At 39.5% G+C, this 26380-nt stretch carries 25 protein-coding genes; 9 read left to right on the top strand and 16 right to left on the bottom strand.

Annotated features, from left to right (window positions below; translation table 11 throughout):
• Positions 1 to 32: 32 nt before the first annotated feature.
• Positions 33 to 1520 carry a MocR-like pyridoxine biosynthesis transcription factor PdxR gene (gene pdxR, locus F927_RS16330; RefSeq protein ID WP_005087294.1) on the top strand — a complete coding sequence of 496 codons (1488 nt, stop codon included), beginning with the start codon at positions 33 to 35 and terminating at the stop codon, positions 1518 to 1520.
• Here the strand turns inward: pdxR and F927_RS16325 are convergent.
• The 12 genes from F927_RS16325 to F927_RS16270 form a co-directional block, all read right to left on the bottom strand.
• Positions 1517 to 3019: a TnsD family Tn7-like transposition protein gene (locus F927_RS16325; RefSeq protein ID WP_005087291.1), complete on the bottom strand. Its 1503-nt coding sequence runs from the start codon at positions 3017 to 3019 to the stop codon at positions 1517 to 1519. The genes pdxR and F927_RS16325 overlap by 4 nt on opposite strands.
• Positions 3020 to 3021: 2 nt before the next feature.
• A complete protein-coding gene (locus F927_RS16320; RefSeq protein ID WP_005087289.1) occupies positions 3022 to 4704 on the bottom strand; it encodes an AAA family ATPase in 1683 nt (560 codons plus the stop codon).
• A 29-nt stretch (positions 4705 to 4733) separates the two neighbouring features.
• Positions 4734 to 6875 carry a Mu transposase C-terminal domain-containing protein gene (locus F927_RS16315; RefSeq protein WP_005087287.1) on the bottom strand — a complete coding sequence of 714 codons (2142 nt, stop codon included), beginning with the start codon at positions 6873 to 6875 and terminating at the stop codon, positions 4734 to 4736.
• Positions 6859 to 7662, bottom strand: coding sequence for a heteromeric transposase endonuclease subunit TnsA (locus F927_RS16310; protein ID WP_005087286.1), 804 nt, complete (start codon positions 7660 to 7662; stop codon positions 6859 to 6861). The genes F927_RS16315 and F927_RS16310 overlap by 17 nt, the downstream gene beginning before the upstream one ends.
• A 153-nt stretch (positions 7663 to 7815) precedes the next feature.
• Positions 7816 to 9654, bottom strand: a complete 1839-nt coding sequence (gene glmS / locus F927_RS16305) for a glutamine--fructose-6-phosphate transaminase (isomerizing) (RefSeq protein ID WP_005087284.1) — start codon at positions 9652 to 9654, stop codon at positions 7816 to 7818.
• Positions 9655 to 9666: 12 nt separating this feature from the next.
• On the bottom strand, positions 9667 to 11031 hold the full coding sequence (glmU, locus tag F927_RS16300; RefSeq protein WP_005087282.1) for a bifunctional UDP-N-acetylglucosamine diphosphorylase/glucosamine-1-phosphate N-acetyltransferase GlmU: 1365 nt from the start codon (positions 11029 to 11031) through the stop codon (positions 9667 to 9669).
• Positions 11032 to 11053: 22 nt separating this feature from the next.
• Positions 11054 to 11575: a phosphatidylglycerophosphatase A family protein gene (locus tag F927_RS16295; RefSeq protein WP_005087280.1), complete on the bottom strand. Its 522-nt coding sequence runs from the start codon at positions 11573 to 11575 to the stop codon at positions 11054 to 11056.
• On the bottom strand, positions 11553 to 12470 hold the full coding sequence (thiL, locus tag F927_RS16290) for a thiamine-phosphate kinase (RefSeq protein WP_005087278.1): 918 nt from the start codon (positions 12468 to 12470) through the stop codon (positions 11553 to 11555). The genes F927_RS16295 and thiL overlap by 23 nt, the downstream gene beginning before the upstream one ends.
• A gap of 14 nt (positions 12471 to 12484) precedes the next feature.
• A complete protein-coding gene (gene nusB, locus F927_RS16285) occupies positions 12485 to 12934 on the bottom strand; it encodes a transcription antitermination factor NusB (protein ID WP_004637207.1) in 450 nt (149 codons plus the stop codon).
• 3 nt (positions 12935 to 12937) lie between these two features.
• The gene (ribH, locus tag F927_RS16280; RefSeq protein ID WP_004637206.1) at positions 12938 to 13408 is read right to left on the bottom strand and encodes a 6,7-dimethyl-8-ribityllumazine synthase; all 471 of its coding nucleotides are present in this window, start codon (positions 13406 to 13408) and stop codon (positions 12938 to 12940) included.
• 11 nt (positions 13409 to 13419) lie between these two features.
• A complete protein-coding gene (gene ribBA, locus F927_RS16275) occupies positions 13420 to 14541 on the bottom strand; it encodes a bifunctional 3,4-dihydroxy-2-butanone-4-phosphate synthase/GTP cyclohydrolase II (RefSeq protein WP_004637205.1) in 1122 nt (373 codons plus the stop codon).
• Between the two features lie 284 nt (positions 14542 to 14825).
• Positions 14826 to 16100, bottom strand: a complete 1275-nt coding sequence (locus tag F927_RS16270; RefSeq protein ID WP_005087276.1) for a hypothetical protein — start codon at positions 16098 to 16100, stop codon at positions 14826 to 14828.
• Positions 16101 to 16186: 86 nt separating this feature from the next.
• Between F927_RS16270 and serB the strand changes: the two genes are divergently transcribed.
• The 3 genes from serB (at position 16187) to F927_RS16255 (ending at position 18772) form a co-directional block, all read left to right on the top strand.
• Positions 16187 to 17407 carry a phosphoserine phosphatase SerB gene (serB, locus tag F927_RS16265; protein ID WP_005087273.1) on the top strand — a complete coding sequence of 407 codons (1221 nt, stop codon included), beginning with the start codon at positions 16187 to 16189 and terminating at the stop codon, positions 17405 to 17407.
• Positions 17408 to 17814: 407 nt separating this feature from the next.
• Entirely contained in the window at positions 17815 to 18150 is a 336-nt protein-coding gene (gene aciT / locus F927_RS16260; RefSeq protein WP_004637201.1) for a ciprofloxacin tolerance protein AciT, read from the top strand.
• A 142-nt stretch (positions 18151 to 18292) separates the two neighbouring features.
• Entirely contained in the window at positions 18293 to 18772 is a 480-nt protein-coding gene (locus F927_RS16255) for a hypothetical protein (protein WP_004637199.1), read from the top strand.
• Positions 18773 to 18877: 105 nt separating this feature from the next.
• Here the strand turns inward: F927_RS16255 and dtd are convergent, their stop codons facing one another.
• Positions 18878 to 19318, bottom strand: coding sequence for a D-aminoacyl-tRNA deacylase (gene dtd / locus F927_RS16250; protein WP_005087271.1), 441 nt, complete (start codon positions 19316 to 19318; stop codon positions 18878 to 18880).
• A 153-nt stretch (positions 19319 to 19471) separates the two neighbouring features.
• Between dtd and pncB the strand changes: the two genes are divergently transcribed.
• From pncB to asd, 3 genes are all read left to right on the top strand, one after another.
• On the top strand, positions 19472 to 20680 hold the full coding sequence (pncB, locus tag F927_RS16245; RefSeq protein ID WP_005087268.1) for a nicotinate phosphoribosyltransferase: 1209 nt from the start codon (positions 19472 to 19474) through the stop codon (positions 20678 to 20680).
• Between the two features lie 380 nt (positions 20681 to 21060).
• Positions 21061 to 21909, top strand: a complete 849-nt coding sequence (locus F927_RS16240) for a sulfurtransferase (protein WP_005087267.1) — start codon at positions 21061 to 21063, stop codon at positions 21907 to 21909.
• Complete coding sequence (gene asd / locus F927_RS16235; RefSeq protein WP_005087265.1) at positions 21906 to 22757, top strand: archaetidylserine decarboxylase; 852 nt, start codon at positions 21906 to 21908, stop codon at positions 22755 to 22757. Before F927_RS16240 ends, asd begins: the two co-directional genes overlap by 4 nt.
• 120 nt (positions 22758 to 22877) lie before the next feature.
• On the opposite strand, the gene F927_RS16230 is transcribed toward asd, so the two are convergent.
• Positions 22878 to 23288, bottom strand: a complete 411-nt coding sequence (locus tag F927_RS16230) for a hypothetical protein (RefSeq protein WP_005087262.1) — start codon at positions 23286 to 23288, stop codon at positions 22878 to 22880.
• A 143-nt stretch (positions 23289 to 23431) separates the two neighbouring features.
• Between F927_RS16230 and F927_RS16225 the strand changes: the two genes are divergently transcribed.
• Positions 23432 to 23824, top strand: a complete 393-nt coding sequence (locus tag F927_RS16225; RefSeq protein WP_005087259.1) for a hypothetical protein — start codon at positions 23432 to 23434, stop codon at positions 23822 to 23824.
• 390 nt (positions 23825 to 24214) lie between these two features.
• On the opposite strand, the gene F927_RS16220 is transcribed toward F927_RS16225, so the two are convergent.
• Both F927_RS16220 and F927_RS16215 read right to left on the bottom strand, forming a co-directional pair.
• Positions 24215 to 24424, bottom strand: coding sequence for a cold-shock protein (locus F927_RS16220; RefSeq protein ID WP_004641656.1), 210 nt, complete (start codon positions 24422 to 24424; stop codon positions 24215 to 24217).
• 516 nt (positions 24425 to 24940) lie between these two features.
• Positions 24941 to 25831, bottom strand: a complete 891-nt coding sequence (locus F927_RS16215) for a LysR family transcriptional regulator (protein WP_004641653.1) — start codon at positions 25829 to 25831, stop codon at positions 24941 to 24943.
• A gap of 94 nt (positions 25832 to 25925) precedes the next feature.
• On the opposite strand from F927_RS16215, the gene F927_RS16210 reads away from it, so the two are divergent.
• Complete coding sequence (locus F927_RS16210; RefSeq protein WP_004641652.1) at positions 25926 to 26378, top strand: PACE efflux transporter; 453 nt, start codon at positions 25926 to 25928, stop codon at positions 26376 to 26378.
• Positions 26379 to 26380 lie beyond the last annotated feature (2 nt).

Raw genomic sequence — 26380 nt, 5'->3', positions numbered from 1 at the left:
GTTTGGATATTTTTTAAAGTACCAGTTTAACCATGGCAACATCACCATCTGCTTATTTTCCACACTTAATTTTGCCCAAAGGGCAACAAATTAAAGACGGTTTATATTGTATTTTGCGTGATGCAATTTTAGAGGGGCGCCTATCTGCGGGTACAAAATTGCCTTCAAGCCGTGCTTTGGCAGAAATGATGTCGATTTCCCGTAACTCAGTCTTGGCAGCATTGGAACGTTTGCTTGATGAGGGTTATTTAGTCACCAAGCCCAGTTCTGGTACTTATGTTGCCGATATTATACCTGACCAACTGATTCAAATTCAAAACGATAGACAACAAGCTGTATATCAGTCCACGCAAACGCTCAATATTAATCCTCATATAGCCAATTTATTACCTCATTGGCATAAGCAGAGTTTTTCTAACCAAGAAAAGAAAATGTTTCATATTGGTGTGGGCTGTATGGACTTATTCCCCCATCAACTTTGGGGAAAATTATTAGGGCGAGCATGGCGACAGTCCTATTATCAACTTGGACAATTCCATGATCCACGAGGATATTTGCCATTGCGTCAGGCAATTTGCCAATACGTCCAATCAACACGAGGATTAAACTGTAACGAAGAACAAATTTTGATTGTGAATGGTACACAGCAAGCAATTCATCTGGCAGCTTATGCCTTATTACAGCCACACGACCAAGTATGCTTAGATGAACCAGGTTATGATTCGGCTCTTCATATATTTCGTAGCTTTGGCGTGACTGTACAGCCGATTGAAAGTGATAATGAGGGCATGAAAGTCCCAGAGATTATTCAGCACCATGCAGCCAGTAAATTAGTTTACACAGCCCCTTCGCATCAGTTTCCACTTGGCGGCACATTAAGCCTTGCCCGACGTTTTGCCTTACTGGATTGGGCGGCTCAACAGCAAAAATGGATTTTTGAAGATGACTATAACAGCGAGTTTCGTTATGGCACGCACCCTATTCAGGCATTGCAGGGTTTAGACCAACAGCAACGGGTAATTTATGCAGGCACATTTTCCAAAATGATGTTTCCTGAATTTCGACTTGGATTTATGGTCGTTCCAGAAGCCTTAATTGATACATTCAGTTTGGCAAAATATTATACTGATACTCGTAGTTCTTATCTGGAACAAGTAGCACTAACCGAATTTATAAAAGATGGTCATTATGCTCGGCATGTGCGTAAAATCCGTAAAGCATGTTATGAACGGCAGCAGACTTTAATTGCAGCGATTCAACATCATCTCTCGGATGTATTGGATGTACAATCTACCGATTCAGGGATTCATTTGGTGTGTTGGCTAAAAGCAAATTGGACAGAGCAGGATTTTATAGCCCAATGTATACAAGTAGGTTTATCGGTACAACCATTATCCCGATATTGTCAGACTTCATCCCAAAAAGCAGCCGTACTGTTTGGTTATGCGGCACATACACCTGATGAAATTAAAGAGCATATAGAGAAACTGGCAAGGCAAGTTCAAAAAGAGAAAATTTAAGGAATGAGAAAGTTTAAAAAAGCATTGGCTTCGTAGGTAAGTCGTTCCTCACTTAGACCCGATAATCTTAATACACGCCATCGATGGTTATTTTGATGCTCAAGCGTCATTTTAATCAGTGTTCTACTGATACGACGGATCTGATAGAAACTTATGCTTTCACTATATTTTCTTAGAAATAGCTGTGTTAATGGTAATAGAGAAAGGTTTTTTTCAATAGTTGAGCTATGCAAGGTTTGTTTCATCCACCATTTTGCTGAACGTCTAGGACTATCTAAATCCCAAAGTAAATCATTGTTAAGTTTAATCAACTGTTTTACGAAACCTAGATCACGGCTATGCCAATCCACTTTAGTACCTTGAGGAATATGTTTCTGGTGAACCCCCCGATTGGTATCTAATAACCAATTCTTGTCATTACGGTATAACCAAGCATATAAAGCAGCATTTAAACGTCGGGCAGGCTTTACGCCATTTTGTCTGATCAAGTTCAGCCAATTTTCTCTGTTTTTTATGGTGAGATCAGTAGTATGGTTGTTATGAGCATCTATATGATTATTTTGATTTATTTTACGGAAAGAGCGGACTTGTTGGAGAATTTCAGCAAAAGACCATTCTCTATTGATTAAAGCCTCAATCGTAAGGATATGCTCCAGATAACTAAAGCTTTTTCGATGTTTTCTGAAAATGTTGCGTAACCAAGATGTTTCGGAAGTTAAATCGGCTAAACAATACTGCTCTAAAAATTTCTTTGACCAATGTGCTGTCATCTTTTCCCAAATAGATTCATGAAGAACCTGCCGTTGTCCTCGAATACAATCATTCTGCCGAGCCAATTCATAATAAAACATGGTCCATTGTTCATAACTGGGTGAATCAGAGGGAGGCAAAGTCAATAACTCTAACAATTTGGACGTAATAAAAATGTGATCAGAATTGGCAATGGTTTGTTCTGTTTTAGGACATGATTGATGAGACGGAACCAAAAAATCATGCCGATGTAATGATCTTAAATCCATTTCTGAGTCAATGAGTTGACCATGTTGGAGACAGCAAGCTCCCTGTATTTGCCATAAGCGAAACCAATAATATTCACCATATTCCTCTAATTGTTCTGCTAAACATTGTGGGCAATAACGTAATTTATGAATAGGTGGGATACGTGAGGCATTAATGCCTAATGCGAGATGAATCGAACCTTGAGAAATATCAGCCATCCACTTTAAGCATTGTTGTCGTCTTTTTTCGGGAACAAAAGGCGCATAAATTGGGAACAGCGAATGTTGATAGGCGATCTCCTCAACGGTAAATTGATGGTTGGGAAATTGGTAAATAATAGCGTTTAGGTGACAAGGCAAATCTACAGTTGCAATCACCTTACGGTTTTCAAAGACTTCATCCAGTAATTGTTTGGGACTTTCCAAAGCCAAACGAGTCCCTGCCCGAGCCACAGTACTGTAAATCAGCTCGTGTTCATAAGGCATAGGAAAGTTTAGCATGGCTAACTGACCTGTTTGATCCAGTGATCAAGATCAAAAACTACATTGGTTTGAGCTTTTAAATGTTCATAAAAGCTATGTTCACTTTCTTTTTGTGAGAATTGAAAACGTAAGTCTGCTGTATCTAAGGTTTGCCATTGATCAGGTTTGGTACTTTTACCTTGTGATAATTTTGGTTTTGATGACGATGAGTTGGAGTCTTGCGGAACATCCTGATTTAACCAACGCATAATAATAGGGAGTAGTTCAGTTAATTTTCGATCTGGATGTTCTTTAAATGCTCTTTTCACAAGGGGAATTAAAAGCTGGGAATCATAACCAAGCTCAAGCAATAGATTATGCAAGCGTATAGATTCAGCATGACCCCGATATTCTGCCAGTTGGTCATTTTGATCTAGACTACTTTCTTCAATTCGAGAGATCAGTTTTAATAATTGTCGATCTACTTCAGGTGTAATCAAGTCGGAATATTCTGCAATTCGTCTTGCATCACCAGAGCGTAAGACATCTATAATTTTATGAATCGGTTTAAAATCTTCCTGAAATGTGGTTTTAAGCAGTTTAACCGTAATACGTTCCAAACCTGATTCAATCGCTCGTATCTGTGCCAGAACGAACAGTTTGACCACAATGTCCAGAATACCCTGACTAAGATCAAACCAGCATTGGCGTAATTCTTCAGATAATACAGGGTCCGATTTTCTCAACCATTGATACTTCCAGAGTGAGTCAGTAAATGTCATCCATTCGGATTTTCTGACTTTTCCATCTGGTGTGGTGATTGCAGGCTCATTTTTCATCGGTTCCCAATGAATTGACCCCAAACCTACCGCTCTACGTGATGAACGGAGATCCCGCTCAAAGATTTGAATTGCTTTAGGTGTCCCGACCATGACGATGGGGAGACTATAAATATTGACTAATGTGACAAAGAAATTGAGCATCTCATCCGAATTTTTGGATCGATTTGCTAATAAGTGTTGAATTTCATCAATGACTAATAAGCCAATGGCATGAAGATGGGCAATATGCCCCATAAGCTGTAACAGCTTTTGTTCATTATGGCGTTTTTGCGTATATTGTTTTTCGTAAGTTGTTCCCAATGCACGATCTACGGCACTAAAGAAATTTAAATATAACGACTTAAGTGAACCATTATAAGGACAGTCGATTTTTAAATAGACAAGTTGGGTAAAGTTATGCTCAGGGTGGTAAATCTTTTGTTTGTAATTTCTTAAAATTCGGTTCAGTGTGGTGGTTTTCCCGCTGCCAGAAAAACCAATAAAGGTAAGGCTCTGTGCTGTAGAACGTACATCATTAGAGGGTGTTGGTTCAAAATTGTTGGATAAAGCGATTTGATGACTACGGTTTAGAATTCGATTAAAGTCGCCAGTCACAATATTCCTCCCTACATAGCCTTTCCTCAGCATGATGGAGATTTTCTGCTCTAATTCTAAGTGCCTGCGGATAGGATGAAAAAAGTTATTAAATAGCTGTGAAATAATATGGGCACGAGTATTATTCGGTAACTGCCGATCAGATTGTTTAAATTCGATTGAACCTTTGATCGCTTGAATCGTGTCCTGTGCCTCAAAAATGGGTGGCAACGCCTCGATAAAAGGATTTCCCTGATAATCCGAAACTGGGCTAGGCGTATATACTGCATAATCATTTTGATTTGTCATAAACATATCCTAGAGTAGAGCTGGATGTATTAATCATCATCAGAGTGATCAATATCTTCCAGCAAGTCCTGATAAATACCAAAAGTAAGTTGGTAATCCTCATCATGTTCCAGCTTCTGTTTGGACTTAGGCATCTGAATAATGTTATTTGTTGATTCAGATATAGTTTCAGTTGGTTGTTCAGGAAGTGGATTTTTCAGATGATCTGCTTTCCTCGCCAAACGTTCATAATTCTTTTCTCGTTGACGGTTTCCCCTAATGCCTGTAACACGTTGTTTTTTGCTTGATGTTGTCTTTGGCTTTTGAGCATTTGCTTGAGCAATAATAGATTCTATATGCTCTTCAAGAGCAGCTTTAGATTTATTGGTTTCCAGTTCTTGAATTGCTTGGGTTTGCTTCTGTTCCTGTTGAACCTGCCAAACCTCCCAGAAACTACAACCCGTAAATTCTCTTGATCTTGGTGCAAGTACAGCTTCCCAATAGTGTAGGCTATCTTCCTGATAAAAAACATAAATTATCTCAGCATTACTGGGATCATAAGCGACTTGTAAAGTATCTGGTCTTGAGATTGATTTTTTACGGTGCATCCAGCCTTGTTGATGAATTTCCGCACAATAATAGAATACGCCAAAAACTTTGAGCCCAAGATCAGATAAGGTTGTTTTGGTTTTAGGAAGCAGTGCAACACGTAATGCCTTTTCGGAAACCTGTTTTAATCTGCCCACTCGGTGTTGTATACCCCAGTTCCAGAGATGAATTGGGACTAAAGGTAAATCCGTTGGCATATCAATATCACGATCATACTTTTTTAATTGGTGGGTCAGGTTGTAAGTGAGGATTGAACCAATAATAATCTGCTTAAAATCATGAATTGTTAACGTAGCATCTAGGCGATAGTCCGAACCACCTCGTTTTTTTTCTTTAAAGGGCTGTACCACACCTGAAGCAAAAGGCTTAAATGTTGCCTGAGCAGTTCTGAAATAGCGCTCTACAATAGGCTTTAAATCCCCACGATATGGCGCAGTATTTTCAATCCGAATTGAAAAACTATGTTCTAGTGCCTCAATCTGATGACCTAATAATTCTCCACGATCTGCTAAAATAGCATCAGGTAATCCAATACAAGGCCACTCATCAATGGTAATTTCATAACCATACTGTCTGCATAACTCAACTTTATCGGTCATGGCAACTTGTAGAGCCTGCATTGCGGTTACATATGAAGCATTCTCAAAACCAATATAAAAACCGACTACCATTCTGCTAAATACATCAGCGATGAAGTAAATCGTTGGTCTTCCCACAATACAGGCACGATCAGAATCTGAAACAAGATAAATATCGGCAATCGTTGCATCAATCTCATAACGTGATCCTGGCCCTAAGACTTGGGTATTCACCGTCGAGTGAAGTGCCCGAATATCCTTGTTATAGAGAATTGGATTACTACGGGCAGTAAGCTGGGCAACTTTAGGAAATTCACGTTCATAAAAATGTTTAAACTGCCATATTGATGGAATCTCAGTATCCTGAACATCAGGAAATAATGAATGATACATTGTATAGAACTTACGATAGGCATAACCTAAAGAATGTTTATTCTTGGTTAACATATATTTATTGATATTAATTCTAAATAATCGCTCAATATTTACATCAATAAGTGCCCCTGTACCTGGCATAGATTTTCTGGGTCGTCCCAGCTTTTTATCTTTGGCAATTCGTTTACTACCTTTGGCACCAGAATTTTGATAACTTGGAATAAGAGCATTAGGTATTTGACCTCGTTGCCAATACCTGCGGGCAAGCCTGTAAATCGTCTGGTGAGTAGATTTCTGCTGCTCCAATATACGTTTAACAAGATCAAAGCGAATAGATGGGTCAAAAAATTGATCATGTGTAATGAGCGGTCTGATTAACGCCATTCCAGCATCACGTTTTTGCTGCTGGATACTACCCTCAACAACTTTTAGCAATGCGATATCTGCAAAGGGGTCTTCAATCAATTCCGCTTCATTTGCTTCTATGGATTGAATTAACTCATTCTTTTCGATCAGAAAGGGGTTAGCACTCTGACTATCAATATCAATCCATACGATGTGATAAAGTGTCATTTTAAGGATACGAAAAGATGTATCGTGCAGCTTATAAACATCATTGATTCGAAACATGGCGAATTTCCTCCCACACTTCAATATCACCTAATGTAATTTCAGATAATTTGAGCTTTTTATAGTCTTTGGTTATATCAAAGATAAAATAACGTTGAGCAAGAAGCTCCCGAATTTCTGATAAAGATGAACCTAGTTCTAAATCATATGCCTGATCTACTTTTTTACTTAATTCGATTAATGTGAGATGAGGATATTGGGTAAATTTCTGGATATATTCATTGAGCTTTTCATAAACAGGGATAGTAGATTCCCTCATAGCAGGATAGAGCCATTTGATATTGTGAAGTACAGTGGCAGGAATATCTTTTTCTGTAAGAATGTACCAAGGTATCTTTGTACTTTCCCAATATCTTCGTTCCAGCTCCAGCTTTTCAATGGTTCTCATATCTTCCAAATCTGCTACGTATTTCGTTTGCAGAACAAAATTGGGTTGTTTGGAATCTTTATGATCTATATAAAAATCCGAACTCATAATTTGTAAGGCATTACGAACTCTAGGGTGAGTAATTTGAGCCTGTTCTGCAATTTGGGTTGTAGTTTGGAGAGGTAAGGGAAACTGTTCTCGAATATCAATAACTGATGGATTCCAGTCTAAAAGTAAAAAGGTTGCAAGTTCTAAATCAGACAATAAATGATGTGTACGTTTGGTTGTATGTCCATATACACGATGTGAGCGACCTTTTGAGCCAAAATCACGCACAGTCACCCAAGGCTTATAGTTCTTTAAGTAGCCCTGACCATGACCTTCTTTAATCCAATTGTCTTGTTGTTTTTCAGTCGCCATAGCAAATCGCCTGCTACTCTCATTAATTTAAGAATAGCAGGCGATTGTTATTTGAGCAATATGAGATGATACTTTATTACCTAAGATGAAACTATATTACTTAGGATGATACTTTATTACTCTCATACATGAAACCTCCTTTTATCTATCTGATTATTCTACAGTTACACTCTTGGCAAGGTTCCGTGGTTGATCGACATCGGTACCACGCAAAACCGCAACATGATAAGACAATAATTGCACAGGAATACTATAAACAATTGGCGCTAACCATTCGCAAACTGCTGGAATATGAACCACATGTTGGCGATCTTTCGCATGCACGCCGCTATGCTGATCTGCAAATACAAACAGTTCACCACCACGTGCTTGAACTTCTTCCATATTTGATTTTAATTTGTCCAACATGTCATCTTGAGGCGCTAAAATGACTACTGGCATTTCGTTATCCACTAACGCCAATGGACCATGCTTTAGCTCACCTGCTGCATAACCTTCAGCATGAATATAAGAAATTTCTTTAAGTTTTAAAGCACCTTCTAATGCGATTGGGAAATGTGTGCCACGACCCAAGAATAGACAGTGGTTTTTCTCAACGAATAGCGTAGATAAGCGTAGAATTTCAGTATCGCATTGTAAGGTATCTAAAATGACTTTAGGGCAATGCCACAATCCACTGATAATCTCGGTTAATTGTGTTTCAGTAATTTGCTGTTTGACTTGACCGATCTTTAGAATTAAAAGCATTAATGCAGCTAACTGCGTGGTAAACGCTTTGGTGGATGCAACCCCGATTTCAGGGCCAGCCAAGGTGAGCAAATGATGATCTGTTTCACGCACCATTGATGAGGTTGCAACGTTACAGATGGTCATCGTGCTAATGCAAATCTCTTGTGCTTTGGCGCGTTTTTGAACTTCGCGCAACGCAGCTAAGGTATCCGCAGTCTCACCTGATTGAGAAATACAGATATATAGTGTATTCGCCACAATCACAGGGTTCCGATAACGGAACTCACTTGCAATCTCGATTTGGCAAGAGACACCGATTAATTGTTCAAACCAATATTTGGCAATCATGCCTGCATGATAACTGGTACCACAAGCAATAATTTGCACTTGCTGGATTTTACTAAAATCCGCATTCGCATGGCTGAGGAAATCTTCGCGTAGCGCATTAGCATTAAGCGCTTGGGAGATGGTTTGCTGAATTGCTTCAGGCTGCTCATAGATTTCCTTAAGCATGAAATGCTTATATTCACCTTTTGAGGCATTACTCACTGTTGCATCTAGTTCCTTCACTGGACGTTCAACATGTTCACCATTGACAAACACTTCAATACTAGTACGAGTTAAGCGTGCAATATCACCTTCTTCTAAATACACAAAGCGGTTGGTGACAGGAAGTAATGCTAATTGATCCGAGCTAATAAAGTTTTCACCAATGCCCACACCAATCACTAGAGGTGAACCTTCACGGACGGTAATTAACTCATCTGGATGTTCAGTATGGATGATACCAAGTGCATAGGCACCTTTTAGCTGTGGAACAACTTGTTGAACTGCCTCAAGTAAGCTATCCGTGTTCTTGAGCGCATCATTGACGAGGTGGGCAACAACTTCAGTATCTGTTTGTGACGTAAATACATAGCCTTGCGCTTGTAATGCATCTTTGAGTTCTTGATAGTTCTCAATAATACCATTGTGAACGACAGCCACATTGCCTGAGATATGAGGATGTGCATTGTCTTCGGTTGGTTTGCCATGTGTTGCCCAACGGGTATGTGCAATCCCGATATTACCAGTCAATTGTTGTTCTGATACGGCTTCATCTAGATTTGCAACTTTACCAACACGACGTTCGCGTAGAATTTTTTGATTATTTAATAAGGCTAGACCAGCGGAATCATAGCCGCGATATTCTAGTCGTTTGAGTCCTTCAATCAGGATATCGGTTACACAACGTTCTGCTACGCCACCAACAATACCACACATATAATTACCCTCTTATTTTTTCAGCTTTTGGGGACGTTGATAATTTGCTTTTTCGAACTGTTTTGATCGTTCGACAGCCAAACTATGCTCAGTCACATTGCGAGTCAACGTCGAGCCCGCACCGGTTGTTGCACCCTGACCAATTTTGATCGGTGCAACCAATGAGTTGTTTGTCCCAATAAAAACATGATCTTCAATAATTGTTCTGTGCTTATTTGCACCGTCATAATTACAAGTAATGGTACCTGCACCGATATTACAATCTGCGCCGATATCTGCATCACCTAAATACGTAAAATGGTTGGCTTTAGAACCCTGACCAATATTCGTGTTTTTGACTTCAACAAAGTTACCAATATGTACGTCATCGGCTAGGTTTGCACCTGGACGTAAGCGAGCAAACGGACCAATCTGAGTGTTCTCACCTACGACTGCATTTTCGAAAATACTATAGGCTTGAATCTTGGTGCCAGCAGCAATACGGGTATTTTTTAAGATACAACCTGCGCCGATCTGTACGTTATCACCCAGTTCACAGTCACCTTCAATGATGACATTGATATCAATTTGCACGTCTTGACCGCACTTGAGACTACCACGTAAATCAAAACGATTCGGGTCAATCAAATGCACGCCCTGTTCCATCAATTCTTTGGCCTGCTGTTGCTGGAATTGACGTTCCAGAGTCGCCAGTTGGAGGCGGTTATTGACACCATCCACCTCAAATGCCAGCTCTGGTTCAACAGAGGCAACTTCCATACCATCCGCAATCGCCATTGCAACAATATCGGTCAGGTAATATTCGCCTTGTGCATTTTCATTCGATAGTTTAGGCAACCACTCATGTAGTTTTGCGTTGCTGACACAATAAATACCAGTATTAAATTCTTTAATTTGGCGTTGTGCCTCGCTGGCATCTTTATGTTCAACAATGGCCTGAATTTTACCGTCTTGACGAACAATGCGACCATAGCCTGTTGCATCTTCTACGGTAAGTGTCACCAAACCAATCCCTGTCTGAGTAGATGCATCTAATAATTTTTGTAGGGTATTTGCATGAATACAAGGTACATCACCCGATAAAATCAGCGAAGTACCGTCTTGTGGTAATACAGGCAGTGTCATTTGAACCGCATGACCAGTACCGAGTTGTTCAGCTTGTTCAACCCAGTCAATGTGTTCTTCAGCAAAACTTTGTTTAACCAGCTCTCCGCCATGCCCATAAATGGTAATAATATTTTGAGCTTTCAGTTTTTTAGCAGTTTGAATCACATGGCCGAGTAAGGGACGACCAGCGAGAGGTTGTAATACTTTTGGTCGTTGTGAACGCATTCGCGTTCCTTTCCCTGCAGCAAGAATAATAACTGTTGTTGACATGCCTAACTCTAGTATCAATTGTTTAAGTTAAAAAATAAAAATGAATGATCCAAATACAAAGTGCTGCCCATAACCCTGCGATAATATCATCGAGCATAATCCCTAAACCACCAGATACTTTCTGATCGGCCCAACTAATTGGAAAGGGTTTCCAGACATCAAAGATACGGAATAATATGAAACCAGTAATGATCCATAACCAGTTCACTTGTTGTAAATAAATTAAAGGCAGCAGAGTAATGGATTGTCCTGCAAATTCATCCCAAACGATTCGACCATCATCGTGAACATGAATCACTTTTGCGGTATGTCCACAAATATAAATACCGACCAATGACATGAGAACAATTGCAATGATGCTGCCCATGAATCCAAGCTGTAGCCAAATTGGAATAAAAAGCAAGGCAAATGCAGAACCAAAAGTCCCTGGTGCTTTGGGTGCTAAACCAGAACCAAAACCGACACCGCAGAAAACGATGAATCGATCAAACCAAGTCATTTGATTAAAGTGAATGGGTGGCTTATGCAAAGTGTTGGTATCCATGAACATGTAATGGGTAAGTTTCACCCATATACTCAAATAACAATCCAGTTTGTTGGGTAATTTCGCCGATTATTGTAAGCGGAACATCTAAAGGTTGTCGCAATAGTTTTTCATAGTTTTGCGGTGATATTGTAAAGCATAGTTCGTAATCATCACCGCCAGCCAGCGCATAATGCCAAGCCTTTTGCGTTTCAAGTGATTTTAGTGATTCATCTATCGGAAGCTGGTCGAGTTGTAATGTGGCACCTTTATTTGATGCTTTTAAAATATGTCCTAGATCTTGGGCGAGACCATCTGAAACATCAATCATACTCGATGCCAAACCCTTCAACTGTTGTCCTAATTCACAACGTGGTGTTGGATAATCCAAACGTTGCTGTAAGGGATGCCCTAAATGCTGTAATCCAAATGCGGCATCTCCAACTTGTCCGCTGACACAAATATAATCACCCACTTGTGCACCAGCCCGTGTAACGGCTTGACCTTGTTCAATCCAACCAAGTGCAGTGACACTCATCGTGAGTTGTGTGCTTTGGGTGGTATCACCACCAATTAAACTGACACCGAACTGATCGCAGCATTCAAATAGTCCGCGACTAAATTCGGCTAACCACTCGTGATCAATCGTTGGTAGGCTCAGTGCCAATAAAATACTGTGTGGCTTTGCACCCATAGCTGCGAGGTCGGATAAATTAACCGCGACACTTTTCCAGCCAATGGCATGGGCAGAAGTATTTAAGGGGAAATGTCGGCCAGCAACTAATGTGTCTGTACAGATCACCAGTTGTTGTGCGGGAGGAGGGGTAACAATGGCTGAGTCATCGCCAATTCCTAAACTCACATCAACGTTTGATGGGCGTTTAAAGTATTGGTCAATAATGGAAAACTCAGCCATAGTACACAAGCCTATTATTTTGCTTGTTGTTTTTCAGCTTCACGAAGCTTTGATGAAAGACGGTCTAATACACCATTGATATATTTATGACTGTCTGCACCACCAAAGTGTTTTGCTAGCTCAATTGCTTCATCAAGTACTACTCGGTACGGAACTTCGAGGTGATCTCTTAATTCATACGCGCCTAGTCGTAACGTTGCAAGTTCTACACCATCCAGTGCAGATAACTCACGGTCAAGTACAGGAACGAGTAACTCATCTAAAGCTTCATGTTGAGCAACCACTTGAGTGAGCAATTCATGGTAATAGTTAAGGTCAACTTTGTGCATGGCATTTTCTACACGGGTACGTGCTTCAATTTCATGAACAGGATTCTGACTCATTTGCCATTCATAAATCCCTTGTACAGCAAAACGACGTGCTTTGCGTTTCGCTGCATAAGCGGCCTGAAGTGTTTGCGACATGCTTTAAATTGCCTTTAATAAGTTAACCATTTCGATTGCAGTCAATGCAGCTTCGCTACCTTTGTTTCCTGCTTTCGTACCAGAACGTTCGATTGCTTGTTCAATGCTGTCGGTTGTTAAGACACCATTGATCACTGGCATTGTGCTTTCAAGTGCAACCACACCTAAACCTTTGGCACATTCGCCTGCAACAAAATCAAAATGTGGTGTGCTACCACGGATCACTGCACCTAATGCAATGATGGCATCAAATTTATTTGATGCGGCTAATTTTTTTGCAACAATAGGCAGTTCCCATGCACCAGGTGCATGAATCACGGTAATTGCATCTTCTGCAACACCATGACGTTTTAAGGTGTCGATCGCACCTTCAAGTAAATGTTCAACCACAAAGCTGTTGAAACGACCCACTAAGATCGCATAACGACCTTCGCTTGCGAGATGTAATAAACCTTCAATTCGGCGAATTGCCATAGCAACCTCGATTATTTTGCTGTGATTTGATCGGCAGTGATATATTCCACTACCTCTAGATTAAATCCTGATAAGGCGTTGAAACGCAGCGGTGAGCTGAGCAGTTTCATTTTTTCCACACCTAGATCGCGTAAAATTTGTGCGCCTACACCAATGGTTTGATATTGCTGCGATAGTGCGGCATTTGATTTCAATGGTTTTGGTTGATTGAGCTGATGAAGTGCATGACCCAAATCTTCCAAATGATCTTGACCAATCCAAACCAACACGCCACGTTCACTTGCGGCAATGGTTTTCATGGCAAGATCAAGATTCCACGCTGCTGAACCATCTGCTTTTTTGAGTTTGAGCAGATCACGGACAGGACTGAAACCATGCACACGAACTGTGGTCACGCCTTCTTTCGGCTCGCCCTTAACCAATGCTAAATGAATATCAGGGTCACCAATTTCGCGATATTTATATAAATCGAAAGTGCCGTATTCTGTCTCAATGGTTTCTTGAGATAAACGTTCTACGGTTTGTTCGTTGGTCATACGATAATGAATAAGATCCGCAATGGTTCCAATCTTTAAACCATGTTTTTCAGCGAAAATTTCCAAATCAGCACGACGTGCCATGGTACCGTCATCATTGATAATTTCACAGATGACAGAGGCTGGTTCTAGACCTGCAAGGCGAGCAAGATCACAGCCTGCTTCGGTATGTCCTGCACGGTGTAATACACCACCTGGTTGTGCCATTAATGGGAAAATATGCCCAGGTTGTACGATATCACTTGGTTTAGCATGTGCTGCAACTGCTGCATGAATGGTATGCGCACGTTCAGCTGCCGAAATACCTGTGCTAATACCCTCGGCTGCTTCAATCGAGAGTGTAAAGTTGGTGGCGTGTTGAGCACCATTTTGATCAACCATCAACGGGAGATTGAGTTGTTTGCAGCGTTCACGACTGAGGGTTAGGCAGACCAAACCACGGGCATGAGTAATCATAAAGTTAATATCTTCAGGACGTACATGCGTAGCAGCGATAACTAAATCACCTTCATTTTCACGATCTTCATCATCCATAAGGATGACCATTTTGCCTGCACGAATATCTGCGACAAGCTCTTCAACACGACTCAGCGGCATTCGCTTTCACCCTTGATGCTGCCTTTTCAGGCACTAGTATTCGATAAATCTGGCATAGTTTAACGCATTTTAAAAAATTTCGCCTGTGCTTCTTGATCAATTCAAAAATGCGATGTGGAAAAGCAAATATTAGCTTGGGCTGGATAGACAGTCATAGGCTTTTGATGATGATTTTTTGATGAATTTGCACAGGAAAAAATAAGGCATTGTCGTAAAACAAAGCCTTATTTTTATTAAAGATTGAGCAATTGGATCAAATATCTTAATCAGCTACAGCACTTGAATCAGGATTCGGTTGCTGCTTTTGCTTTCTTGCCCATCAATATTTCAGTGCGTAGTGTCTGCGCCACGGTTGCACATTCTTCATTCATGCCATTAATCATAAAGGCATGGCGGGTCATGATATTACTTGGGTTTGGCATTGCGACCAGTTCATAATGATTTTGAATGGTTTTGAGTTGTTCATGGTTCAAATGCAAAGCAGCTTCTTTGGCATGAATATGTTGTGTTAAACGTTTTGCAGCTTCAACTGCATCTAATTGCATCGCATCGACGGCACTGGCAACAGCCCCTCGTGTTTGCAGTGCAAAACGTTTGTCTTCTCGATAACGCTTATATAAAACATCTGATAATAATTGGAACACAGCACCGATCATCATCAGACATTCAAGCGCTTCAGGTTGCTCCGAAGTTGTCGATAAGGTTGCACCCTCCGCACTAAACTCTTGTACCACATGGATTTGTGTTGAATCGATCTGATAATGCTTAGTTGAGAGATCAATACTTTTATCGAGAAACAATTGGCATAGTTTAAAATAAGGCACAGAAACAGATTGGTTGACACTATTTAGTAACTGTTTTGGATCATAAAACTGAATGTTTAAAGCCAAGCTATGATCATCCAATTGAGTAGATTCTCTTGGTTTCTTCTCAGCTGGAGTTTTGTTTTGGGTTTTTGCTTGCTGTTGAGCTTGTGCAACCAAAGTGATGGCATTTTGCTTTTCTAAAGCAAGGGCTTGAGTTAAGCGTTGAATCTCATGTTTTAAATGATTTTCTTGATTGATTCGCGTCAAATATTCACTACGGGTTGGACGCGCAATGACTCGATATGGCAGCCAGATGAGGAAGTGAAGGAATAATGAAGCAAAAATGGCTAACCACTGAGTTCGTAAGATTTCACCAATACTTGGCTGAATCAGTGTAATTTCAACAGTTCCAACTTTCTTTTCATTTTGCAGCGCATCACGGACAAACACTTCACCTTGGCGAGTTTTTGCCATACCACTGGTTGCCAGCACTTGTTTATTCGCATCTAAAATTCGAATAGATGCAACACTTGGATTGGTTGCATAGCGATTGGCGACCAATGCCAATGAAACCGTATTGGCTGGTTCTAGTTCAGCAAGACTGTCGGCCACCAGCTGACTGGTCATCAACTGTCCTTGGCTGGCACGATTTTCATTGAGTTGATGTGTCGTTGCAATCACCAATAAAAAGGTATGCAATGCAAAACTTACGATCAGTAGGCTAGCAAATAGCCCTTGGCGAGGCGCATTCAAGTTAAACTTCCAAGGTAAATAGATTTAGGTTCGGTTATGTTATGATTCTTACACACAATAGTTGTCGCTCAAACACGAGTCAATTCATGCGAGAAATCATTCTTATATCCTTTCTAGGACCAGATCAACCGAATCAGTTTACTCGATTAATGCAGGTACTCTCCGTACATTCTTTGCAAATACTCGATGTTGGTCAGGCTGTTATCCATAATCAACTGACCCTTGGGATCGTTGTGGCTTCGGATAATGAGACTGCAACAGCATTGGCAATGAAAGAGATTTTGATTTTAGCACATGATATTGGTCTCACTGTGCGATTTAAACCAATCTCCAACGCAGAATATGATCAATGGGTGAGTGAAGGGGGGCGTACACGCTATATTGTGACTGCGCTTGCGCCAGAGTTGACCGCAGAACACTTGCAAGCTGTTACCCGAATTGTGTCGAGTCAAGGCTTTAATATTGAAACGGTTACACGCTTGTCGGGACGTTTAGGGTTAGATGAAGAAAGCCCATTCCCACGTCGAGCTTGTGTACAATTTGGTCTAAGCGGGCAGATGCTCGATGCACAAGCGATGCGTGCTGCTTGTTTAAGTTTGTCTGGTGAGTTGAATATTGATGTCGCCGTACAAGAAGATAATGCTTACCGTCGTAATCGCCGTTTAGTCTGTTTCGATATGGACTCAACCTTGATTGAACAAGAAGTGATTGATGAGCTTGCATTAGAAGCAGGTGTAGGCGAGCAAGTTGCTGAAATCACAGAGCGTGCGATGCAAGGTGAGCTTGATTTTCAACAAAGTTTCCGTGCACGTGTGGCGTTGCTAAAAGGCCTAGATGCTTCAGTTTTACCGAAAATCGCAGAGCGTTTAACCGTGACAGAAGGCGCTGAACGTTTGATTTCAACGCTAAAAGCACTAGGCTATAAAACGGCTATTTTATCGGGTGGTTTTCAATATTTTGCTGAATATTTGCAAGCCAAACTCGGGATTGATGAAGTACACGCCAATATTCTGGATGTCGAAGATGGTGTGGTGACAGGTGAGGTAAAAGGCGCGATCGTTGATGGTGCGCGTAAAGCTGAATTGTTACGTCAACTGGCAGAAAGAATGGGAATTTCACTTGAGCAAGCAATGGCCGTCGGTGATGGGGCCAATGATTTGCCAATGTTGTCGATTGCTGGATTAGGTGTTGCTTTCCGAGCTAAACCTTTAGTGCGTCAAAATGCCAATCAAGCAATCTCAAGTGTAGGTTTAGATGGTGTACTGTATCTACTAGGTATGCACGATAAAGACTTAAATCGCGCTTAAATCGCGATTCTATGCTTCAACAATGCCGCTTTTTAAAGCGGCATTGTTCATTTTTGATGCGTCATGATTTGGTCATAATTATGTCTAAATGTATAGAAAAACAACGATAAAAAAATTCGAAAAAAAGTTTTTTTGAGCTAAAAAATAGCGATAGTTTTTTGTAATGACACGCCGCAATTGATGCTATATGGAGATTCAGGACTTTTGTAATTTTAAAAAATGTAATGACAAAAGCATATTGCGACAGCTTGTGTCGTAAGGCTAATTTCAAGCTCTTTTTTTCTAAAAAAAACCCTCCATAATGCATAAAGACGCAAATGCAATACGTAGTACTGTTAGAGATTACAGAACAATTATGATGAGGTCTGCGCAAGACACAGACCATCCCTTTAAAGACGGAGGTTCCTATGGAAGCAGCGAATTTCACCATGTGGGTTGGATTTGGCTTAATCGCTGTCGCAGTTATTGCTGTTTTCTTTTCTCCTTATCGTCGTTGGTTAGGTTTTATGTTGGCGGGTATGCTCTGCTGGGGACTGTTAGAAGTCGTACGTTTTGGAGTACAAACGATCTTCGATATATCAGTCGCCTATAGTTATCTGACTGCTTTAAGCCTTGCGATGGTAACGGTTACATTCATTCTTTTACGTGAAGACAAACAAGCACAAAAACAGCTGGCAAATCGTCAATATATTGAACATACACCTGTATACAAGGATGATCAGCAACAATGTTCTAGCCGATAATTTATAATAATTCGAATCGCAACAAAGGCATGCTCAGCATGCCTTTGTTGCATTCTGTGACAAAGCTTTGGCTGTCTGATCTACAATTGTGCTAGGATACGGTTGTCTTAATTTTCATCATAATACTGTAGGCATAAATGTCATGAAGCTTTCTTCTTTACCAGTGGTTAAGTTACCTATCGTTGATGTAAGCACAGATCCGCTTGATTTATTGGTGGCAGGTTTGGCGTTACGTATGAAGCAATTGGCACGTACTAGCCCGAAGTTTATTGAGTTAGTTCATGACCGTGAATTCCGTATTCAAATTGGCACCGATTTAGGCATGGCTCGCCAGATTCTAGTTAATCGTGGCAAGATTGAAACAGTTGCTGGTAGCCCAGAACAAGCTGATTTTATTTTACAGTTTGCATCAAGTGAGCAGGGCGTGAAAACCTTATTAAAAGGTGATCCAACGGCATTTATGACGGGTATGCAAGATGGCAGCATCAAAATGGAAGGTGACTTTAGCCTGTTGGTTTGGTTCAACCAAGCCGCTAAATTGATTCCACCAAAAGTACCAAAACCTGTGAAAGAAAAAATTCGCCAAGCACGTGCATTTATTAAAGAAAAAACGGGTAAATAAACCGATTCGAAAAACTCCCTAAATGAACTGCACTTCGAAAGTTGGACGCTTTTAGTCTAATTTGAAGGGTGCAGCTTATAAAAGGGAGTTTTTTATTGCGTTATTTTATTCGATTTCAAGCTGAAAGGTCACAGGGCCATCATTAACTAAGTGCACTTTCATATCTGCGGCAAAAATACCCGTTTGTACATTTTGAAATTGTTGTTGAGTATACTCAACCAATTGTTCATACAGCGCTTTTGCGTCATTAGGGGGCATTGCAGGACCAAAGTCTGGTCGTAAACCTTTTTGCGTTTGGGCCATTAAGGTAAACTGGGAAACCAATAAAATTCCACCATTGGCTTGGCTCACATTCCAGCCCATTTTGCCTTGCTCATCATCAAAAACTCGATATTTTAAAATTTTATCTATCAGTTTTTGACCTTTTTCTAAGTTATCTTCTTTGCCTAAACCTAAGAAAACCAATAATCCTTTTTCAATTTCACCAGTTGTTTGACCGTCAACCACAACTTTGGCTTCGAGAACTCGCTGAATTAGTGCACGCATAAATAAATTTGAATGATGAATGAAAGAGAAGCGCTAAGTTTAACAGAGACATGGGTTAAAATTGAGCCGTGCAGCAAAAGTCTACTATTCAATAAGAAGCATTTAGTTGTATAACAAAACATATCTTATAAAAATTGGTTAAAACCATCATCTATGTCTGCCATTGTTCGATCATTACTGGATACCGACTTATATAAATTCACTATGTTACAAGTGGTATTACATCAGTTTCCGCAAACGCATAGTGTTTATTTATTCCGTTGTCGAAATTTAGACGACACCCTTTATCCTTTATCGGAGATCTTGCCTGAGTTAAATCATCAGCTTGATCTATTATGTGACTTAAAGTTTAAAGAAGATGAACTGCAATACTTACGTTCATTGCGTTTTATCAAAAGCGATTTTGTCGATTATTTAGAATTATTCCAACTCAAGCGTCGTTTTATCAAAGCCAGTATTGATGAGGCAGGGCGGTTAGATATTCGTATCGAGGGGCCGATGGTACAGGCGATGATGTTTGAGATCTTCGTCTTGGCCATCGTGAATGAGTTGTACTTCAGCCGTATCCGTACGGATGCTGTGTTGGAGGAGGGTGAACGTCGACTCCAGCAGAAACTGGTTCAACTACAACAATATGCCCAAGAGCAACAAGATAATGAACCACCGTTTTTGGTTTCAGACTTTGGTACACGTCGCCGTTATAGTTTTGATTGGCAAAAACATGTGGTACAGGCTTTTCATACAGCTGCGCCGAAAGTATTTCGTGGTACCAGTAATGTATTGCTTGCCAAAGAATTAGGGATTAGCCCAATTGGGACGATGGCACACGAGTTTTTACAGGCTTTTCAGGCACTTGATGTGCGATTGAGGAATTTTCAGAAAGCCGCCTTAGAAGCATGGGTACAAGAATACCGAGGTGATTTAGGGATTGCTTTGACTGATGTGGTCGGTATGGATGCATTCTTACGCGATTTTGACCTGTATTTTGCCAAATTATTCGATGGTTTACGGCATGATAGTGGTGATCCTTACGAATGGGGCGATAAAGCCTATGCGCATTACCGTAAGTTGAAAATCGATAGTAAAACCAAAATGTTGACCTTTAGTGATGGGTTGAATTTAGAGAAAGCTTGGGCATTACATCAATATTTTAAAGATCGCTTTCAGGTGAGTTTTGGGATCGGAACTAATCTGACCAATGATATGGGACAGACACCGCTGAATATTGTGTTGAAGTTGGTCGAGTGCAATCGTCAATCTGTCGCAAAGATTTCGGATAGTTCTGGTAAAACCATGACTGATAATGAAACATTTTTGGCGTATTTGCGTCAGGTGTTTGAGATTGAGGAAAATGAAAGCTAGTCTTTAAGCTAACTGATTTAGAGAGTAGTGATCACGGTATCTTACAGAGCATTATTGAAATATCTGGATAAACCTTCGGTTCGACCTACTTTTCTTTCGGGAAAAGTAGGCAAAACCATTGTCATCCACAAAACCTGTTCATTTCCTTCTACTATTTTATCTTTCGCAGAAACAATATCTTGTAAATATTGCGCAGGTTGTGGATGACGTTTGCGAGTATCCTATTACATGCGATAGGTCATATTAAATTTGACGCGTTTTATGGACATTCATTTATCTGTATATCTCCTTTTCTGCTAAATGAATGCAAAAAATCGAGCAAAGATAAAAAGTGAGCTATGCTAAAATCAAACATGATGTGATGACACAAGCGCATAACAATGACTGATATTGATTTTAAACTCGGTTTACTGATTGAGCCTGAACAGCTTGTTCCTTATTTAGGGCATGAGCTAATTCGTGTTGTTGATCTAAGCCGTGCCTCGGTTTATGAACAATTACATATTCCGCATGCCATTCATTTGCAACCTAAATATTTAGTTGCTCAAAATGAGCAGGCCAATGGGGTGTTGCCAGATAATGACGGTTTAAGCGCTTTAATTGAAAAGCTAAATATTTCTCCTCAGCATCATGTCGTGGTTTATGATGATGAAGGCGGTGCTTGGGCTGGGCGTTTAATCTGGAATTTACATTGCCTTGGTTTTACGCGAACCAGTCTGATCAATGGTGGCATTCATGCTTGGTTAGGCGCTGGACTTCCAACAAGTGCTGAAGTTGAGCGTTTTAGCCCTGTTCAGGAATTAGTGCAAGTTGACTTGAACGCAGTACAGCAGTACAGAGTTGAATATCAAGAGTTATTGGCGCAAGTCGAACAAGGTGATATTCAACTATGGGATTGTCGTAGTAATGAGGAATATACAGGGTTACGGTTAGCTGCGCGACGCGGCGGTCACATCCCAAATGCACTGCATTTTGAGTGGAGTACTGCCCTTAATCGTGAAAATCATCTAAAATTACACCCGCTTGAACGCACTCAACAACGTTTAGAGCAACTCGGCTTTAATTTACAACAACCTGTAGTGGTGTATTGTCAGTCACATCACCGTTCTGGTTTGGCATATATTTTAGCAAGATTGCTTGATTGGCAAGTGAGAGCCTACGATGGTGCGTGGAGTGAATGGGGCAATCGCCTCGATAGTCCTATTACTACAGGGGAGTCACCATCTTGAGTTTCGCAGCAGATTTAAAAAAACAACTTTTTATCAAAGCACAAAATTTAGTACCGCAACATCAACTTAGCCGTGTGGTTGGCAAGGTTGCCGCAAGTGAAAATGTTTTGGTGAAAACTGCTGTTATTCAGGCATTTAAAGCAAAATATGGCATTGATATGAGCATTGCCGAGCAAACCAATCCAAATCAATATAAATCATTTAATGAGTTTTTCACACGTGCTTTGAAACAAGGTGTACGTGGTGTAGATGAGCGTGCCGATAGTATTGTTTGTCCTGCGGATGGTGCGATTTCACAGCTCGGTAAGATTGAAGCGGGTGATATTTTCCAAGCGAAGGGTCAAAGCTTTTCTGTTGAGAAATTGATTGGCGACCCACAGCTAGCAAAACCATTTGTGGATGGGCAGTTTGCAACTGTTTATTTGTCACCTAAAGATTATCATCGTGTGCATATGCCATTGGCAGGTACATTGACCGAAACTTTATATATTCCGGGTGAGTTGTTCTCAGTCAACCAAACCACGGCTGAAAATGTTCCGGGTTTATTTGCGCGTAATGAGCGTATGGTGTGTTTGTTTGACACTGAGCTTGGTCGTATGGCAGTGGTGTTGGTTGGTGCAATGATTGTTGCAGGGATTGAAACAGTTGCCACAGGTAAGGTAAAACCGACGGGTCGTGTTGAATTGCAACATCATCAAATGCAGTTGGATAAAGGTGCTGAGTTAGGTCGTTTCTATCTAGGCTCAACTGCTGTGGTTTTATTTGAAAAAGATAAAATGGTTTGGGAAGAGCAGTTTAAAGCCAATTCGACCGTGGTGATGGGTGAGCGTTTAGGTCATTCGGTTTAATTTAGCAGTAATTTTTAAAAAGCCCCGAAATAGGGGCTTTTTGTTTTACGTATTTCGGGTAAGCTGTTTTATGTTAATTTTAGAAGAATTAAATAAGTATTAAAGCTCCTATTCATTTCGCTAGTCTTCATTAACATCGCAACTACTAAGTAATGTATTCAATACAAATGCTTCATTAGCTACGCCATCTAGCCCCTCATACTCAAAGTTGTAAAGACCTTTAACTAGAACAGTTAATTTATTTTGCCTGCTTAGAAAAAAACTCAGACCTATTACATCTACAGGATGATGAACCCCACCTAAATATATAGAACCCGTTAAATCACCTTGATTAAAACTCAAAGACTTATTAACCAAATCGCAAAGTTTTGTTGATGGTAAGTCAATATCATCTAAACGAATTATTGGACTTACGATCTCATCTTTGTAGATAAATGACTCCATAAAAATATGGATAGATATTTCAGAATCTGTAGAACTAAAAATAATTGCATGTTTGGCAATTAAATCTTTTATGTTAAATATATTCATATAATTGATATCAATAAAATATTGATTCTATATCAGAATCTAGGATTAAAAAAATATATGAGCTAATGTCAGAGAGTTAATTATTTAACATTGTATAAGGCATATTATGTTAATTTTATGAAAACTTAAAGAGTCTTTAGATCATGATAGTCCATATTATAAGAGAAGCTTGTTGTTCCCAAGATGACCAATTAGGTCCTTTGGAGATACAATTAGAATGTTATGAAAATTCAACATTAGAACAAGTAATAAATGAAATCTGCAGAGTAAAATTCCTTCAATATAGTTCATCACATAACCATATGATAGGCAGAATAGACGATCAAAAAATAGTTGAAATATTGCTACTTAAAGAAGAAATAATTTTTCATATTTATAAAGATAGTTTAGTTAGGAACTTAATAACTGAAAGTGGATTACGTTTTTCTTTTATAAATAATATTTTTGAAACTAAAGATAAAACAATGACTGAAAATAGATCTGATCAACATCTAGTAAAAAGAAGTTTTTTTAAAAAACTTCTTTTTTGGAAATAAGTTTAATTTTTACTTATCTAATATAATCGGCGTTGTGTGTGGAAAATACAATTTAGTTAATAAAAAATCAAATTCTTATGTTTTTATAAAGCATCAAGAGTAATTAGAAAGAACAATATGAGACAAGATATTTTTCGTTAGCAATCTTGTTTTGTTTCTTGAGTATTATTCTTGTAAGCCATTTCCTACACCAATTCCAGTCAATGACCTATATTCAGCCCCAATCGAATCACCTAATATGAACTCATCAGGAACAGGAGGTTCCAAAACACAAAACAAAAATAATAAGTTTGAGCATCAGGACGTGAGGTACGACAGGAGTTATACCTAAAGTGCGAAATACGAAAAAGCCCGACAGGATGTCGGGCTTTTTTCATGCTTATTTAGCGATTATAAAGGAACAATGTTCACAGCATTTGGGCCTTTTTGACCTTGAGCAACGCTGAATGAAACTTGTTGACCTTCATATAAGGTTTTAAAACCAGAATTTGCGATTTCGCTGAAGTGAGCAAACACATCAGGACCTGATTGTTGTTGAATGAAACCAAAACCTTTAGTTTCGTTAAACCACTTTACTGTACCAGTAACTGTATTAGACATAATATATCCTACTAAATTTTAATAATTTTCAGCCGCTTAATGAGGCTATGTATAACTTTGAAAAAGGATAAAGAATTGAGCTTAAGATCTAAAAAAACGAAGGATTATGACTAAAACTGCGATACTTAAAGAAGATTTACTAAACTATACTTTTTCTAGTTAACTTAAGTATACATGGAATTGAATAATATTCAAGTTTTTTATATGTAATATTTATTTTTCTTATATTTTGCAATATTCATGATCAAGTTCTGTGTAAGTTTTTATGTGAATTTAGCTGATCTAATAATTATTTTCCGCCGTGAACAATGTACGCTTTTTCTTACAGTGATTAGGGACAATATCCCATATTCAGACTGCTTTAAATTGCCTAATATGAACTCATCAGGAACAGGAAGTTCCAAAACATAAAACAAAAATAATAAGTTTGAGCATCAGGACGTGAGGTACGACAGGAGTTGCACCTAGAAACGAAATACGAAAAAAGCCCGACAGGATGTCGGGCTTTTTTTATGCCTATTCAAAAATTTCTTTACTCCAAAGCTCGATCAGCAGTTGAATGGTTTTACTCAAGGGTTTATAGCTGGCCCAAATGGCATGGATGGGCATATCCAGTCCATTGGTGGTGTCACTAAACTCTAAACGCACTAAACTGTGCTTGGTAAAATGCTCCGACACGACTGAAAGCGGAAAATTTCCCCAACCCATCCCTTGTTCTACCATATGAATTGCCATTGATAGATTATCAGTGTACCAATACGAATCAGAAACCAAAATACGAGGATCGGGTAGAGGATAATTTTTACTAGCGACAATAATTTGTCTAAACTCAGACAACATGGTGAGTTCATTTTTATGTTGTGCCTTGAGTTGTTGTGCTTGCTCAGGGGAAATGGCAGCGACAAACTGTTCAACACCTAATAGTCGAAAACGTTGATTGATATCGATATTTGATGAGCTATAAGCAATATATAAATCAATTTCATTGTTCTGTAGGCGTGCTTTTAATTCTTGCTGTGGTGCGCAAACTATTTCAATATTTAAAAGAGGATAGTGCTGAATTAATTGTTCAATGCCCTTTAAGATGATTTTTTGATTGATATCGGCTGCTACACCAATACAGATACGAGTTTCTAATCCAGTTGAAAGTTCAGAGAGATGCATTTCGAGCTGGCGTAGCTTCGTCACAATCAATCTTGCGTGGGGTTCAATTGAAAGTGCAATTTCCGTTGGTGCTAAATGATTTTTACTGCGTTCAAATAATTTTAAATTCAATTCAGCTTCTAAATTGGCAATCGCCATGCTCACTGCGGAAGGAACCCGATTTAAGGCGCGGGCAGCTGCAGAGAAACTTCCACGATCAATGATTTCTAGAATCAATTCAAGCTGCTCACTACTCAGTTTCATTGCAATTTCCTTTTCAGTAAATCTGATAACGATTGACTTTTTTTATCAGATCTAGAGCGTAAAATCTAGCGATTGTTGATTTTAAGGTGTGATCATGCAAGGAACGAAACGAAGAGTAACTTATGTTTTTTTCTATGAAGTATTTAGCTTTTTGATCTGTGCCATGATTTTGGCAGTGCTTTCTGGTACAAGTATGAGTCATACAGGACCATTATCGGTGCTAATCGCAGTTATTGCGGTGACCGTAAATTTTTTCTACAACTATGTTTTTGAAATGTGGGAAAAACGACAAATTTCTAAAACGCGTACTGTGAAAAGAAGGATCGTACATGCAATTGGGTTTCAAATTGTTTTGGTAACGATCTTGATTCCATTGATTGCGTGGTGGATGCAGATCAGTTTACTCAAAGCATTCTTATTGGATTTTAGTTTGATGATCCTCATCCCATGTTATACCTTTGTGTATAACTATTTCTTTGATCATATTTTTGGCTTACCGAGCCATTTACTTGAAGCAAAACAGTTGAATGCAACAGTAAATAATTAATT

This window comes from Acinetobacter haemolyticus CIP 64.3 = MTCC 9819, from assembly GCF_000369065.1.
Lineage (GTDB): Bacteria > Pseudomonadota > Gammaproteobacteria > Pseudomonadales > Moraxellaceae > Acinetobacter > Acinetobacter haemolyticus.
The sequence above is the reverse complement of the archived record's forward strand: the minus strand, read 5'-3'. Positions and strand labels throughout refer to the sequence as shown.

Coding starts and splice junctions, on each gene's coding strand:
- pdxR (WP_005087294.1), top strand. CDS start 33: ATGGCAACATCACCATCTGCTTATTTTCCACACTTAATTTTGCCCAAA.
- F927_RS16325 (WP_005087291.1), bottom strand. CDS start 3,019: ATGCTAAACTTTCCTATGCCTTATGAACACGAGCTGATTTACAGTACT.
- F927_RS16320 (WP_005087289.1), bottom strand. CDS start 4,704: ATGACAAATCAAAATGATTATGCAGTATATACGCCTAGCCCAGTTTCG.
- F927_RS16315 (WP_005087287.1), bottom strand. CDS start 6,875: ATGTTTCGAATCAATGATGTTTATAAGCTGCACGATACATCTTTTCGT.
- F927_RS16310 (WP_005087286.1), bottom strand. CDS start 7,662: ATGGCGACTGAAAAACAACAAGACAATTGGATTAAAGAAGGTCATGGT.
- glmS (WP_005087284.1), bottom strand. CDS start 9,654: ATGTGTGGTATTGTTGGTGGCGTAGCAGAACGTTGTGTAACCGATATC.
- glmU (WP_005087282.1), bottom strand. CDS start 11,031: ATGTCAACAACAGTTATTATTCTTGCTGCAGGGAAAGGAACGCGAATG.
- F927_RS16295 (WP_005087280.1), bottom strand. CDS start 11,575: ATGGATACCAACACTTTGCATAAGCCACCCATTCACTTTAATCAAATG.
- thiL (WP_005087278.1), bottom strand. CDS start 12,470: ATGGCTGAGTTTTCCATTATTGACCAATACTTTAAACGCCCATCAAAC.
- nusB (WP_004637207.1), bottom strand. CDS start 12,934: ATGTCGCAAACACTTCAGGCCGCTTATGCAGCGAAACGCAAAGCACGT.
- ribH (WP_004637206.1), bottom strand. CDS start 13,408: ATGGCAATTCGCCGAATTGAAGGTTTATTACATCTCGCAAGCGAAGGT.
- ribBA (WP_004637205.1), bottom strand. CDS start 14,541: ATGCCGCTGAGTCGTGTTGAAGAGCTTGTCGCAGATATTCGTGCAGGC.
- serB (WP_005087273.1), top strand. CDS start 16,187: ATGCGAGAAATCATTCTTATATCCTTTCTAGGACCAGATCAACCGAAT.
- aciT (WP_004637201.1), top strand. CDS start 17,815: ATGGAAGCAGCGAATTTCACCATGTGGGTTGGATTTGGCTTAATCGCT.
- F927_RS16255 (WP_004637199.1), top strand. CDS start 18,293: ATGAAGCTTTCTTCTTTACCAGTGGTTAAGTTACCTATCGTTGATGTA.
- dtd (WP_005087271.1), bottom strand. CDS start 19,318: ATGCGTGCACTAATTCAGCGAGTTCTCGAAGCCAAAGTTGTGGTTGAC.
- pncB (WP_005087268.1), top strand. CDS start 19,472: ATGTCTGCCATTGTTCGATCATTACTGGATACCGACTTATATAAATTC.
- F927_RS16240 (WP_005087267.1), top strand. CDS start 21,061: ATGACTGATATTGATTTTAAACTCGGTTTACTGATTGAGCCTGAACAG.
- F927_RS16230 (WP_005087262.1), bottom strand. CDS start 23,288: ATGAATATATTTAACATAAAAGATTTAATTGCCAAACATGCAATTATT.
- F927_RS16225 (WP_005087259.1), top strand. CDS start 23,432: ATGATAGTCCATATTATAAGAGAAGCTTGTTGTTCCCAAGATGACCAA.
- F927_RS16220 (WP_004641656.1), bottom strand. CDS start 24,424: ATGTCTAATACAGTTACTGGTACAGTAAAGTGGTTTAACGAAACTAAA.
- F927_RS16215 (WP_004641653.1), bottom strand. CDS start 25,831: ATGAAACTGAGTAGTGAGCAGCTTGAATTGATTCTAGAAATCATTGAT.
- F927_RS16210 (WP_004641652.1), top strand. CDS start 25,926: ATGCAAGGAACGAAACGAAGAGTAACTTATGTTTTTTTCTATGAAGTA.